The sequence below is a fragment of the Geotalea uraniireducens Rf4 genome (assembly GCF_000016745.1).
GTDB classification, from domain to species: Bacteria; Desulfobacterota; Desulfuromonadia; order Geobacterales; family Geobacteraceae; genus Geotalea; species Geotalea uraniireducens.
The window spans coordinates 3,454,842-3,469,299 of sequence record NC_009483.1 but is presented as its reverse complement, the minus strand read 5'-3'; the positions used below and the strand labels follow the sequence as shown (position 1 = coordinate 3,469,299).

Annotated in this window: 11 protein-coding genes and 1 pseudogene; 11 read left to right on the top strand and 1 reads right to left on the bottom strand. The window is 54.0% G+C overall.

From position 1 onward, the window contains the following. Positions 1-68 precede the first annotated feature (68 nt). From feoB to GURA_RS15260, 3 genes are all read left to right on the top strand, one after another. Positions 69-2,057, top strand: a complete 1,989-nt coding sequence (gene feoB / locus GURA_RS15270) for a ferrous iron transport protein B (RefSeq protein WP_011939842.1) — start codon at positions 69-71, stop codon at positions 2,055-2,057. 137 nt (positions 2,058-2,194) lie between these two features. Next, positions 2,195-2,374, top strand: a complete 180-nt coding sequence (locus GURA_RS15265) for a hypothetical protein (RefSeq protein WP_011939841.1) — start codon at positions 2,195-2,197, stop codon at positions 2,372-2,374. Between the two features lie 72 nt (positions 2,375-2,446). Continuing rightward, positions 2,447-3,091: a metal-dependent transcriptional regulator gene (locus GURA_RS15260; protein ID WP_011939840.1), complete on the top strand. Its 645-nt coding sequence runs from the start codon at positions 2,447-2,449 to the stop codon at positions 3,089-3,091. Positions 3,092-3,166: 75 nt separating this feature from the next. Here GURA_RS15260 and GURA_RS15255 read toward each other — a convergent pair whose 3' ends face one another. Beyond that, positions 3,167-3,457, bottom strand: a complete 291-nt coding sequence (locus tag GURA_RS15255) for a hypothetical protein (RefSeq protein ID WP_011939839.1) — start codon at positions 3,455-3,457, stop codon at positions 3,167-3,169. A gap of 184 nt (positions 3,458-3,641) precedes the next feature. Here GURA_RS15255 and GURA_RS15250 point away from each other — a divergent pair, with 184 nt between their 5' ends. From GURA_RS15250 to GURA_RS25520, 8 genes and pseudogenes are all read left to right on the top strand, one after another. Beyond that, positions 3,642-4,115: a cytochrome P460 family protein gene (locus tag GURA_RS15250; protein WP_011939838.1), complete on the top strand. Its 474-nt coding sequence runs from the start codon at positions 3,642-3,644 to the stop codon at positions 4,113-4,115. A 403-nt stretch (positions 4,116-4,518) separates the two neighbouring features. After that, the gene (locus GURA_RS15245; protein WP_041246037.1) at positions 4,519-6,378 is read left to right on the top strand and encodes a methyl-accepting chemotaxis protein; all 1,860 of its coding nucleotides are present in this window, start codon (positions 4,519-4,521) and stop codon (positions 6,376-6,378) included. A gap of 30 nt (positions 6,379-6,408) precedes the next feature. Beyond that, positions 6,409-6,771 (top strand): STAS domain-containing protein, encoded by a 363-nt coding sequence (locus GURA_RS15240; RefSeq protein WP_011939836.1) that lies wholly within the window; start codon positions 6,409-6,411, stop codon positions 6,769-6,771. Continuing rightward, positions 6,771-7,136 (top strand): response regulator, encoded by a 366-nt coding sequence (locus GURA_RS15235; protein ID WP_011939835.1) that lies wholly within the window; start codon positions 6,771-6,773, stop codon positions 7,134-7,136. The genes GURA_RS15240 and GURA_RS15235 overlap by 1 nt, the downstream gene beginning before the upstream one ends. Beyond that, complete coding sequence (locus GURA_RS15230) at positions 7,133-9,271, top strand: chemotaxis protein CheA (RefSeq protein ID WP_011939834.1); 2,139 nt, start codon at positions 7,133-7,135, stop codon at positions 9,269-9,271. The genes GURA_RS15235 and GURA_RS15230 overlap by 4 nt, the downstream gene beginning before the upstream one ends. Positions 9,272-9,716: 445 nt before the next feature. Further along, on the top strand, positions 9,717-11,918 hold the full coding sequence (locus GURA_RS15225) for a HAMP domain-containing methyl-accepting chemotaxis protein (RefSeq protein ID WP_011939833.1): 2,202 nt from the start codon (positions 9,717-9,719) through the stop codon (positions 11,916-11,918). An 81-nt stretch (positions 11,919-11,999) separates the two neighbouring features. After that, positions 12,000-12,509: a chemotaxis protein CheW gene (locus tag GURA_RS15220; protein ID WP_011939832.1), complete on the top strand. Its 510-nt coding sequence runs from the start codon at positions 12,000-12,002 to the stop codon at positions 12,507-12,509. Positions 12,510-13,007: 498 nt separating this feature from the next. Next, positions 13,008-14,372 (top strand): annotated as a pseudogene (locus GURA_RS25520) (cache domain-containing protein); the annotation flags it as partial. Positions 14,373-14,458 lie beyond the last annotated feature (86 nt).

Genomic DNA, 14,458 nt, shown 5'->3' with positions numbered 1-14,458 from the left:
AAAAATTTTCATCAAACATGAAAGTGATAATCAATTACAACAGGTAAAGAAAGAAGGAAGTAACGCAAATGGGACTATTCAAGAAGAAAGCCTCCTGTCACTCCGTCCAAGCCGAACCCCAGTCGTCAGGTAAAAAAGTGGTGCTGGTGGGGAATCCCAACGTGGGGAAGAGCGTCCTTTTCAACGCCCTGACCGGCTCTTACGTGACAGTCTCCAATTATCCCGGCACTTCGGTGGAGGTGGCCCGCGGCTCCGCTTCCATCGCCGGCGGCCAGTACCAGATCATCGATACGCCGGGCATGTACTCCCTGCTCCCCATCACAGAGGAGGAGCGGGTGGCCCGGGAGATTCTCCTCAACGAGTCGCCGGACGTGGTGCTGCACGTGCTTGATGCCCGTAATCTTGAGCGGATGCTGACCATGACCCTGCAATTGATCGATGCCCAGCTGCCGGTGGTGCTGGTGGTCAATATCATGGATGAGGCGGAGCATATGGGGCTCTCCATCGATATTCCGCTCTTGCAGGAAAAGCTCGGCATTCCGGTGATCGGCGCGGCCACTGCCAAGAAGCGCGGACTCGACGAGATCAGGCAGGCCATTGCCGGTTTCGACCGGAAGAAACATGCGGTATTCGGCTACAGCAAGAGACTTGAGTCGGACATCGACAGTGTGGCGCAGCTCATCGCCGGCGACTATCCCTTGTCCCGCAAGTCACTGGCCCTGTTGCTCCTGCAACGGGACGAAGAGGTGACCGACCTGATCCTGTCACGGGAAGGGGAGAACGCCGCCATTGCAGAGATGGTCCGTGAGAAGATCTTCGAGCGTCGCGAGTCGTTCCACCTGGATCTCTCCATGGAGCGGAAGGGGATCGTCAAAGGTCTGCTCGCCGACGTTCTCACCATTCCCGAGAAGCGGAAGGTGACCTTCAGCGAGCGTCTTTCCCGCTGGGCGGTCAGGCCGATGACCGGCGTTCCGCTCTTGCTGGTGGTGCTCTATTTCGGCCTCTACAAGTTCGTCGGCGACTTCGGCGCCGGCACCCTCGTTGATTTCCTTGAAGGGACGATCTTCGAGGCGTACTTCAATCCATGGATTACCAGAGTGATCAACGGTCTTGTCCCCTGGGAAATCATCCGGGAGCTGTTCGTCGGTGAATACGGGGTCATAACCCTGGGCTTGCGTTATGCGGTGGGGATCATCCTCCCTATCGTCGCTACCTTTTTCCTCTTCTTTTCCCTGCTGGAGGACAGCGGTTACTTTCCTCGCCTGGCGCTCCTGGTGGATCGGGTGTTCAAAAGAATCGGCCTTACCGGCCGCGCCGTAATCCCGATTGTGCTCGGCTTCGGCTGCGACACCATGGCAACCATGGTGACCCGTACCCTGGAGACGGTGCGGGAGCGGGTTATCGCCACCCTCCTCCTGGCGCTGGCCATTCCCTGCTCGGCACAGCTCGGGGTAATTCTGGCACTGCTTTCAAAGGCTCCCGGCGCGCTCCTGGCGTGGAGCATCTGTCTGCTCCTGATATTCCTCGTCATCGGTTTCCTGGCTGCCAAGCTGATGCCGGGCGAAACACCCATGTTCTACATGGAGCTGCCGCCGATGCGGCTGCCGCAGCTGTCCAACGTCTTCACCAAGACCTATACCAGGATGCAGTGGTACTTCATGGAAATCCTGCCGCTCTTTATCCTTGCCTCGGTGCTCCTCTGGATCGGCAAGATCACCCATTTCTTCGAGAAGGCCGTCGAGGGGTTGAGTCCGGTGATGGCTTCCCTCGGGCTTCCCAAGGAGGTGGCGGTGGCGTTCATCTTCGGCTTCTTCCGCCGCGATTACGGGGCAGCCGGCCTTTACGATCTGCAGACCAAAGGTATACTTAACGGACGGCAGCTTACCGTGGCCGCCGTCACCCTGACCCTGTTCATCCCCTGCGTCGCCCAGTTTCTCATCATGAAGCGGGAGCGGGGGATGAAGGTCGCCCTGGCTATCGGCGTATTCGTCAGCGTGCTCGCCTTCGGCAGCGGCTACCTGCTCAACCAGTTCCTGCTCGTGACAAGACTTTTGTAACGAATGTTCAACGTTCGAGGTTCGAGGTTCGAGGTTCGAGGTTCGAGGTTCGAGGTTCGGGGTTCGGGGTTCGGGGTTCGGGGTTTGTAACTTAGAACATCGAACTTAGAACGTTGAACCTGGAACAAGAGGTTTTTATGAAGTGCGGCTATTGCGGACATGAGTTTGCCGAGGAAGAGGGGATCCGGGGGTGCGGTAAATGCGGCAAGCCGGGGCGATGCAGTATGGTGCGCTGTCCCAAATGTTTTTACGAAAACCCACCGGAGTTGAAAATGGTGAAACGTTTGAAATCGTTCTTGAAAAAGGAAAAATCGTAGGGGCGCATGGCATGCTCCCAGCGCGATTTAATCGGGTACTACGAAAATAAATGAATAGTGGGAGAAATTAAGATGAAACTGTCGGATAAAGCGGAAGAGATTCTTGAGGCAATGTGGATCGCGGTCGAGGAGAAAGGGAAGGGGTTTGCCGAACTGGAAGGCATCGGCATAGATCCCGCCGACCCGGCATACGCTGAGTTGACCGCCCATGCCTTCATCGAAGTGAAGGAGGGACGGGTCTATTTCCGGCCGGAGGGAAAGGATGAGGGACGTAAAACCATCCGCCGCCACCGGCTGGCAGAGCGGCTTTTGATGGATGTCCTCAATGTCCGCGGTGAGGACGGTGACGACAAGGCTTGCCAGTTTGAGCATCTGCTCAACGAGGGGGTGGACGCCAAGGTCTGCACCATGCTCAACCACCCGACCACCTGCCCGCACGGCAAGCATATCCCCCCCGGCGACTGCTGCGAAGAGGCGCGAAAAAGCGGCGACCTGGGGGTGGTACCCCTCACCGAGCTGAAGTCCAACGAGGAGGGTGAGATCGCCTACATCCAGACCGAGGACAGCAAGAAGATGCAGAAGCTGATGGCGATGGGGGTGCTTCCCGGCAACCGGATCATACTTTTGCAGAGTTTTCCTTCGTACATTTTCCGGGTAGGTTTTTCGGAGTTTGCTATCGACACTGCCATGGCGCGGGAGATATTCGTCAGGAGGTAGGCGTGCTGCGTGCTGCGTTCAGCGTGCTGCGATGTTTTACTGCACGCAGCACGTAGCACGCTGAACGCAGCGGGGTCACTGGTCCTCATCAAATTTGTCGATGAAGATTTTTTTGTCGATCCGGTCGAGTCCGTGGGCGATCAGGCGCAATCCCAGCATTATCAGAACAAGTCCGATAATTATCATGACACTGTTACGGTAAATCAGGCCCACGATGCCTAAAGACGAGAAAGCTATTCCCAGTGCCAGGCATGCCTTTTGTTTCTTTTCCCGCAGCCTGGTAATGGAGTATTGGTACATCTGGAAGCAGAAAACAAGAAACAGCGATGAAAATAACAAGGCGATGAATAGCTTGAAAATAAGCATTTGCGGACCTCCTTGCACTTTAATTTGAATTTACAGGAATAGACCGGCGGATGCAAGGATTGCTTTTATGGAATCACCGTTTAGCTTTTGCTTGAATAATGCTGCCAAATTTATTACCCTTCACATGCGTTGTCAGATGGATGACAATCAGCGTAATCACTATATTTTGATGGAGGATGTATCGATGAAAAAGACAGTTGTCATGCTGGTGGCTGCTTCCCTGGTGCTTGCAGCCTCGCTTGTTTCTGCCGCAGAAAAGGCGTCCCTGCCCAAGGGGTATGAGAAGTGGGAGAAGAGCAAGCAGAAGATCGTCAACGACAAAAAATCGCTCTTTTACGGCATACATTATACGTATGTGGATAAAAAGGCGCTGAAGGCCTTCAAGACCGGCGGCAAGTACCCGGAAGGAAGCCGGTTCGTGGTCGATTATTACAACATCAGGGAAGAGGGAGGCAAGCCGGTCCAGGGGAAAAAGAACATGGTCGTGCTGATGAAAAAGGACAAAAAGTTCAAGGAGACCGGCGGCTGGCAGTTTGCCGGCTTCAATCCGGACGGCAGGCCATCCGCTGTAGACCCCGTGAAAAACTGCTATGAGTGCCATCTGAAGGAAGCGAAGGATGCTGACCTGGTGATATCCAAATACGCTGATTTCAAATAATCCCAAAAACGGCAGTTAGCCACGAATGACACGAATAAACACGAATGTTTTTAACCCCATGTTAAGTCTTGAGTAGTCACTGATCTGGTGAGAGTCTTCTGCATCATAAGAGTTTGCGTATTCGTGCAAATTCGTGCAAATTCGTGGTTAAAATGCTTTATATAGGATAATCCGTAACAACAAAGGATTCAAAAAAAGCGCCGCAGGCAACTGCGGCGCTTTTTTTGTGACCGAAATAAAGACAAAAATTTGCTCAAGGTATTTCCCCAATTGACGATACATTCAATAGCACACATTCAATACGTTGCTTTTATTGAAAATCAGCTGAAGGACGGACGAGGAGATCATGATGTTTCCCGTCTGCCGGGAAAGTTCACATATGGCAAATACCAGGGAACACACAATGTTTGCTGAAATATCCACCAATGCGGACGATAGTCGCATTTCTTCCGCCTGGCCCGCGCATCTGGGTCGGATGAACGAACGGTTGTCTGATGTTGCCGGGACCACCGAGGACGAATTTCTGGCTATCGGCGCAAAACTCCATGATTTCTACCGACGGGCCGGTGAAATTTCCGAGATGTCCACCGACATGGCAGGTCAGGTTGCCGGCGAGGAGATAAGCCAGGCGATCAAGGGGTTGCAGGAAATTACAGCCCGGATGGGTGATTATCTGACCCGTAAAGAGCAGGAGACGGAGAAGAGTTCGCAAACGCTGAAGAACATTCTCCAGCTTCTTGATAACGCAGCCGGACCCCTTTCCGGTTTTAAAAAAATCAACAAGTCATTGCGCATGCTCGGCATCTCTACCAAAATCGAGAGTGCACGTCTGGGGCAGAGCGCTGCCGGTTTCGAGACGCTGGCAAACGATGTGACGCAACTTTCCGTCCAGGTAAGTGATAAGGCCGGGACAATACTTGTGCAGAAAGATTCGCTCAGTGCCGTCATACAGCAGACCTTGGGACAGGTTCTGAGCGTGGGGGGGGAACAGCGCAAACAGGTGCGGGGGATTCTGGACAAGACCCGGTCGAGCCTCGCTGCATTGACCGATGTAAATGAGCGATGTTCCAGTGCGGCAGCGGCCATTTCAGCTGCTTCCACGGAGGTGTCGCAGAATATCGGCGAAGTTGTCACTTCCATGCAGTTTCACGATATCGTCCGCCAGCAAATTGAGCATGTTGCCGAAGCGTTGGACGATTTGTGCGGCAGGCTGAATACTTATGGTACAGGGCGTGGTGCCTTGTCTCCCGAAGAGAATGTCGCAGTTAAACAGGCTGAGGATGCAGGGGCGGTTTGCGAACTGCAGTCGGCACAGTTGCGTCACTCTGGAACCGAACTGGAGACCGCGGTACAGAGAATCGTTGAAAACCTGCGGGGAATAGCGGCAAAAGAAGCGCGCATGTCGGAAGATACCCGCGAGATGGCAGGAGTCGCAGACCAGACCGGCAGCTCGTTTCTTACGGAAATGAAAGACGATCTTGCCGTTGTTGCGACGGTTCTCGGCAAAAGCTCCGAAACGAACCGCACTCTGGCTGGCGCAATGAACACCGTTGTGGAGACCGTGGGGGATATTGCCGGTTTTGTCGGCGATATTGAGAACGTCGGCGAGGAGATCGAGCTTATAGCCCTTAACGCCCAGGTCAAGGCGGCGCTGACCGGTGAGGAGGGGGCGGCGCTCGGCGTGCTTGCCGAGGCGATTCAGCGTCTGTCGGTTGATGCCATAATGCAGACTTCCGCAGTGTCCGGGACGCTTAAGCTCATCACCGAGGTGACCGACGGGCTATGCAGCAGTGTCAATGCCGATGCGTCTGAGCTGGATGTTGAGGTGCAGGATATGGTGGACAGCCTGGCCGGCCTGCTCAAATCGCTGCAGAATGTGAATGAAAACCTGGGTTGTTGTCTTTCAACTATGAAAGAGATGGTCCAGTCTCTTTCCACTGACATAGAGAATGCAACGACAGGGATCACGGCTCACCATAAGGTTGCCCGGGTTCTGAACGAGGTTGTCGAAGAACTTTCCGGTGTTATCGGCGAGGCACGCCGGCTCGCCCCGTCAGGCTTCAGGTCTGAAAGCGCGGAAAGCCTGCTGCGGCTTGCCGACCGTTATACCATGCACAGCGAACGGAAAATTCATGAATCCATCCTTAATGGGGGAAGTGTTGTGACGCCGGCTGTCGGTGCTATTGCTCTGGCCGGTGAAAAGTCAGCGGATATGCAATCCGGCGAGTCTGAAGGGTTCGGGGACAATGTGGAATTGTTTTGACGGGTAATATCAATTGTAGAGGAGATATTTATGGCTGTCTTTGAAGTATCGACGACAACCTCGGAAGGGGAACCGTCGACCGTTGTTGTGAGCATAAGCGGCTCCATGACGGTTCAGTATGCGGGCGAGTTGAAAACTGCGTTATTGACCGTCCTGGACAGTGCCGAGCAGATTCGCCTGGATGTTGGGAATGTGACGGAGGTCGACCTGGCAGGGTTGCAGCTGCTCTGTTCTGCGCACCGTACATCGGTTCAGTTGAACAAGCAGTTTGTCTTTTGCGATGGCTACAACGAGGTCGTAAAAAAAATCGGCAGGGAGGCCGGTTTTCAACGTCATGTGGGATGTGCCCTGGACAAGGGGAAATCTTGCATATGGGTTGGAGGTAAGCACTGATGGGAAAAACGATTATGACGGCTGATGATTCGGCCAGCGTCCGGCAAATGGTCAGTTTTACATTAAAACAGAGCGGCTACGAAGTAATTGAGGCCGTGGACGGCAAAGACGCCCTGCAAAAGCTTGGCGGGCAGAAGGTTGACATGCTCATCACCGACCTGAACATGCCCAACCTGGATGGTATCGGCCTGATTAAAGGGGCGCGTGCCATTCCGGCCTGCAAATTCATCCCTATAGTAATGTTGACCACGGAATCCCAGGATTGCAAAAAACAGGAAGGTAAGGCTGCCGGGGCCACCGGCTGGATCGTTAAGCCGTTCAAGCCCGAACAGCTTCTGTCGGTGGTGAAGAAGGTGCTCGGATGATGGACCAGCACAGAGAGGCATTCAAAGAAGAGGCGTACGAACTTCTTGCGGAGCTGGAGACTTCCCTTCTCGAACTGGAAGAAAGACCCGATGACGAGGAGCTCATCGGCCGGGTTTTTCGGGCCATGCACACCATCAAGGGATCGGGCGCCATGTTCGGCTTCGATGATATTGCCGCTTTCACCCACCAGGTGGAGACGGTCTTTGATCTGGTGCGTAACGGAAAGGTGTCGGTCACGAAGAAGCTGATAAACGTGACGCTCGCGGCCCGTGACCAGATCAAGGCCATGCTCGATGCTTCCACCGGCGGCGAACCCGTCGATGCCGGCGTCGCCGAAGAGATCATCGCAGAGCTCAAGAGCCTGTTATCTGACACCAAGGCATTGGCGCCTCTTGCGGGCGCCAATGCAACAGGGACGACGCAGGAACCAGGGCAGGGACGAGACCTGCCCCAACCTACTACGACCCCCGTCACCTACCGCATCCGCTTTGAACCGGACAGGGGACTTTTTGCGCGCGGCACTAACCCCATCACTCTCGTCAACGAGTTGGGCGAGCTGGGCGAATGCAAGGTCGTGGCGCAGATGTGCAATCTTCCACGGCTTGACGAGATCGATCCCGAGTCCTGTTATATTTTCTGGGACGTGATACTGACGACTGCCCAGGGTATCGATGCCATCAAGGACGTGTTCATCTTTGTCGAAGACGACTGCGAGCTGAAGATCGAGGTTATCGATACGGGTGGGCATCTGGGGCATGACGGCGATTACAAAAAACTGGGAGAAATCCTTGTCGAGCGCGGTGATCTGACCCATGAGGCCATGGAAAAAATTCTCTCGCAGCAGAAACGCTTCGGGGAAATTGCCGTCGAGACCGGGCTGGTCGAGGCTGACAGGATAGCATCGGCACTGGTCGAGCAGCAGCACGTGAAAGAGGTCCGCCAGGAGCGGCAATCCCAGGAGACGGCTTCCAGCATCCGTGTTCCAGCGGAAAAGCTGGATATCCTGGTAAACCTGGTTGGGGAGCTGGTGACCGTGCAGGCGCGACTCAGTCAGACCTCTGCCGGTCGCAGAGATGCGGAACTTATGTCGATCGCCGAGGAGGTCGAGCGTCTGACTGCGGAGCTGCGGGACAACGCCCTGAACATCCGCATGCTCCCCATCGGCTCCACCTTCAGCAAGTTCAAGCGGCTGGTCCGCGATCTTTCCAATGAACTGGGCAAGAAGGTGGAAATGGAAACCGCCGGCGCCGAAACCGAACTGGACAAGACCGTCATCGAGAAGCTGAACGATCCCCTGGTCCACCTTATCCGCAACAGCATCGACCACGGCATAGAGCTGCCCGATGTGCGCGAGGCCGCAGGCAAGCCCGGCCAGGGAACGGTGCACCTGGCCGCTGTCCATTCCGGCGATAGCGTTCTGATTACCATCAGGGACGACGGCGCCGGTCTGGATAAAGAAGCAATCCGCACAAAAGCGATTGAAAAGGGGCTGATCCCGGCTGCTGCAGACTTGTCCGAAAAGGAAATCTTCAACCTGATCTTCGCCCCCGGGTTTTCCACCGCAAAAAAGGTTTCCAGCGTTTCGGGGCGCGGGGTCGGCATGGACGTGGTGAAGCGGGCCATCGACGCTTTGCGCGGTTCGATAGATATTACCAGCAAGCATGGGGACGGGACGACGATCACCGTTAAAATCCCGCTTACGCTGGCGATCATAGAGAGCCTCCTGGTCCGGATCGGCGCCGATCGCTTCCTCCTCCCCCTTTCTCTTGTCGATGAGTGCGTGGAGCTTACCCGTGCCGACGTGGAAAAGGCCCATGGCAGGAACCTGGCTACTGTCCGCGACCATATGGTTCCCTACATACCGCTCAGGGAGAGGTTCGATATCAAGGGGGAAACGCCGGACATCGAACAGATAGTCATCACCAAGGTTGACGGGATGCGCGTCGGGGTCGTGGTCGATCACGTGATCGGCGAGCACCAGACGGTCATCAAGTCCCTGGGGCGCGCCTACAAGAATGTGGATGCGATTTCCGGCGCTACCATCCTCGGCGATGGTGCAGTGGCGCTGATTATCGATATTCCGCAGCTTGTGCATGATGTGGAGATGGAGAGGGCCTGGGACGGCAGGAGATAGTCATTCCCTGGCTGCCAGAGTCGATGAACGGTAAATAAAGACTCAAGAGGTAGCATTCGATGGCGCTGCAGATAAAGCAGCGTCATTTTTTTCTGAAAAAACAGTTAAGTTTTTTAATTTGTGAACGATAAGTTAACGAAACATGTAAAAAATTTTTCAGTGTTCTGATTTGTTAGCGGACTTTCCGGGTTGTTTTCGAACTAGGAGCCTGTCGGACTTAGGGAATCGTAGCGAGAGAATGGAAAATCGAGGACAGATTTCCGGAAATTTGAGAGCTAATAGTGGACCTATTCGTCGAAAATTTACGGAGATATGGACCGATTTGCCATTCTCGCAGTAGATTCAGTCCTAAGTCCGACAGGCTCCTAGACTGGTGTTTTCAAAAATCGAGATGAATCATCCAGGTGCAAACCTGGTACTAAATTGTTCCAAGGGGGAACATGACATGAAGTTTCAGGACATGAAAATCGGCAAGCGTCTAGGGTGCGGGTTCGGATTGGTTTTGTTGCTTTTGTTGGCTGTCGGCGGTACCGGCTACTGGGGAATCCATTATGCTACTGAAGCTGTCAAGGAGATGGTCAACCACGAATCGAAGCTGTCGGAGCACTCATCGCGCCTGCGGGCCAACGTCAACAGCATGCGCCGCTTCGAGAAGGATGCCTTCATCAATATCGATTCACGGGAGAAGGTTGCGGAATACAGCAGCAAATGGAAGGAGCAACTGGGCCATTCCGGAGACAGGATAGCGTCCATGGAGAAGCTTGCGGATACCCCCAAGGACCGGGAAATTGTGAAGGCGATGAAGGATAATCTGGCGGTTTACGCCGCAGGTTTCGACAAGGTCGTGGCTGCAATTGGGGCGGGCAAGGTCGAAAATACACAAGCGGCCAACACTGCCATCGGCCAGTATAAGGACGAGATCCATAAGCTGGAGAATCTTGCCAAGGATTTTGCCGATGAAAAGAGCAAACTTCTGGGAGAAGAGGAGAATAAGATCTTTGCCTTCACCTCCCGTGCTGTTTCCATGATCGTCTCCCTCGTAATGTTGGCAGCCCTTGCCTGTATCGCCATCAGCATCCTGATCACCCGCAGTATTACCCGACCGGTGACGGCCCTCGCGGCTTTAGCCGACAAACTGGCGGTCGGCGATGTGAATGTGGAAATCGCCATAAATTCCAAAGACGAGATCGGCATGCTTTCCCAGTCATTCAGGAATATGGCGGAGAACATCAAAGAGGCATCGTTTGCTGCGGAGAAGGTTGCTGCCGGCGACCTGACGGTTCAGGTGTCGGCAAAGTCGGAAAACGACGTCATGGGTAAAAACCTGGCTGCAATGATTGCCATGATCAAAGAGTTGGTACTGGAAACAGACCATCTGATCAAGGCTGTCCAAGAGGGGAAACTGGATGTGCGCGGCAATGCGGCGGGTTACCAGGGGGCATGGGGAGAGCTGGTGGCAGGCATCAACCGGCTGATCGAGGCATTTGTCCTGCCGATAAACGTGACCGCAGAATATGTGGACCGCATATCCAAAGGGGATATCCCGGCAAAGATTACCGATACCTATTACGGCGATTTTAACGAAATAAAAAACAATATCAATCTTCTCATCGACGCAATGAACAACGTGACCCGCCTGGCGCAGGAAATTGCCGGCGGCAATCTGCTGGTCGAGGCGAAGGAGCGCTCGGCAAATGACGAACTGATGCAGGCACTGGCGATAATGGTGAAGAAGTTGACGGAGATTGTCAGTGAGGTGAAGAGTGCGGCGGACAACGTTGCTTCCGGCAGCCAGGAACTTTCTTCCAGTTCCGAGGAGATGTCCCAGGGGGCGAGTGAACAGGCGGCGTCAGCCGAAGAGGCCTCGGCATCCATGGAAGAGATGACTTCCAACATCAGGCAGAATGCTGATAACGCCATGCAGACCGAGAAGATCGCCGTGAAATCCGCCAGTGACGCCAAAGAAGGTGGCGAAGCGGTAACACAAACTGTAATCGCCATGAAAGAGATTGCCGGCAAGATCTCCATCATCGAAGAGATCGCCCGCCAGACCAACCTCCTCGCCCTGAATGCCGCCATCGAGGCTGCCCGTGCCGGCGAACACGGCAAGGGTTTCGCCGTGGTGGCAAGCGAGGTACGGAAGCTTGCCGAGCGGAGCCAGAAGGCAGCGGCGGAGATCAGCGATTTGTCGGCAACCAGCGTTGATGTGGCGGAAAAAGCGGGACAACTGTTGACCAAGCTGGTTCCCGATATCCAGAAAACCGCTGAACTGGTGCAGGAGATCAGCGCCGGAAGCCGAGAGCAGGATACCGGCGCCGAGCAGATCAACAAGGCAATCCAGCAACTGGATCAGGTGATCCAGCAGAATGCCGGCGCCTCCGAGGAAATGGCATCCACCGCAGAAGAGCTTGCTTCGCAGGCCGAACAGTTGCAGTGCAGCATCGCCTTCTTCAAAATCGGTGAAGAATCGGTCGGGAGAAAAACAGCGGCTGTGAAGAAAGACGACCGCAAACCCGCCGTCAAATCAAGGGCAAAAGACACCATGAAGCACGCCATGGCGAACGGCTATGCGAAAAAGGCGGTCGGTCACGATCTGGAGATGGGCGAGGACAATGAGCAATTGGATAACGACTATGAGAAATTCTAAAACCGGGAACCGGGAGCTGGGAACTGGGATTTTACTGATCCCAGATCCCCATTCCCTGATCCCAAATAAAAGGGGGAACCAATGAGCGTAGCGGGCATAACGGAAACAACCCAATACCTGACCTTCGAGCTTGATAAGGAGATCTTCGCACTGGATGTGGCAAAGGTGCGGGAAATACTGGACTCACCCACCGTCACCAAGGTGCCGCAGACCCCGGAGTATATGCGGGGGGTGATCAACCTGCGCGGCAGCGTGGTGCCGGTCATTGACCTGCGGTTGAAGTTCGGCATGGCAGAGACCGAAAAGACGGTGAATACCTGTATTATCGTCGTGGAGATCGCGGTCGAAGGTGAGCTTATCATCCTGGGGGCTCTCGCCGACTCGGTGCAGGAAGTGATCGACCTGGAGCCGGAGCAGATCGAGCCGGCGCCCCGTATCGGCACAAAACTCAACACCGACTTTATCCTGGGGATGGGCAAACATAATGAACAGTTCATTATGATCCTCGATATCGACAAGGTCTTTTCTGCGATGGAGCTGACCGTGGTGGCCGGTGACGATAAGCAGCGATGCAGTGCACAAGCAGCATAAATCTTCCTTTAAACCCAGCAAGGTTCTTGTTTACGTCGCGTAGCGATTGAATGCCGGTAGCCGGGGCATTCATGCCCCGGTCAAATGACATCATTTCACCTCGTCACGTACGTGACGAGACGGATTTTTCACGTTTTGAACCGGGGGATGAATCCCCCGGCTACATGCATACTGCCCCTCCGGGGCGTTTGAAAACAACACTTCCTCAAACCGAGTGGCAAGGTCCCGCCCTTGCCACTCGGGTCTCATCGGTATCCCTGCGCTGTCATGCTATTCCCTTCAAGAAGCAGGTAATTGCCTGAATTAGCAATAAATAATTACTAACTCCTTTAAAGGTTTCCCCCGAAATTGTCGATGAAATATTCAAGGCGACGGACGTTGCATCAGGCCCGTCGCCATGTTTTGTCCTGGTGCATTCCGCTCTCGCCAGGAATGGAGGAAGCAATGAGCGTAGCGGCAACATCACCATAGACCAAGAGCATTAAAGGAGAATGAGGCATGAGTATCTTACGTTTTAAAGACTGGAACATTGCGGCAAAAGTTATGAGCATTTCCCTTGTTACGGTTTTGCTCATCTCCGCGGTCAATTTTTTCTATCTGTTGCCCGATGTGGAAAAAAAGGTGCTGGGAGAGAGAGAATCTACATTGAAATCCGTTGTAGCTCTTCCCGTTGGACTGATTGCTGAATATGAAGAAAGGGCGAAAAAAGGTGAATTTACCCTGGAAGAAGCCCAGAAAAGGGCAAAAGCACGGATTAAGCAGTTGCGCTATGGCGGTAACGAATATTTCTGGATCAATGACCTTAACGCAAAAATTATCATGCATCCAATCAAGCCGGAGCTGGATGGTCAGGATCAGTCGGGCATGAAAGATCCTGAGGGCAAGGCGGTTTTTGTCGAGTTTGTTAATGTATCCAAGGCCAAGGGGGAAGGTTTTGTGAAATACCTCTGGCCGAAGCCCGGAACAACCGCTGCCGTTCAAAAAATTTCTTACGTCAAACTTTATCAACCTTGGGGTTGGATCGTCGGCAGCGGTCTCTACGTCGATGACATGCAAAAGGAGATGGCGGCGTTGCGCTGGAAAATAGCTGTAACCACGCTCTTGATCGTCGGCGTAGTCCTCCTGTTGGCGTACGTTATTTCATCCAGGATCAGCAGGAGCATAAAAAAACTCATGTCTGCCGCAGACGAGCTTGCACTGGGGGATGTTGAGGTAATGATAACATCTGATTCCGGGGATGAAACCGGAAAGCTCGCCCACTCTTTCAATAAAATGGTGACGAACATCAAGGAGGCCGCCAGGGTAGCTGAAAGGATTGCTGTGGGAGATCTGGAGGTCGAGTTTACGATAAAATCCGACAAGGATGTCCTCTCCCGGAATCTCAAAACCACGGTCGATGCGGTTAAATCCATGGTCGGCGACGCCAACATGTTGGCCAAGGCGGCCGTGGACGGCAAACTCACCACCCGTGCCGATGTAACGAAACATGAAGGAGATTTTCGCAAGATAGTGGAAGGGGTCAATGCGACAATTACCAGGCTGGTAGGTCTGCTTGATAACATGCCGGCTCCTGCCATGATCATCGATAACGATTATACCGTGTTGTATATGAATGAACTGGGCGCCAAGGTAGGCGGGAAGACTCCGACCCAGGTGGTTGGTACGAAATGCTACGATCATTTCAAGACATCAGACTGCAAGACCCAGAACTGCGCCTGTGGCAGGGCCATCCAGAGCGGGCAGGTGGCGCACGGCGAAACCGATGCCCATCCCGCGGTCGGGGTCGATCTCGACATAGCCTATAGCGGCATGCCGTTGCGCAATGAAGCGGGCCAGGTAATCGGCGCCTTCGAAGTTGTGTCGGACCAGACTGCGATTAAGGCGTCGGCCCGGCTTGCCAAAAAGATCGCCGACTATCAGGAAAATGAAACCAGAAAACTTGTGAATGG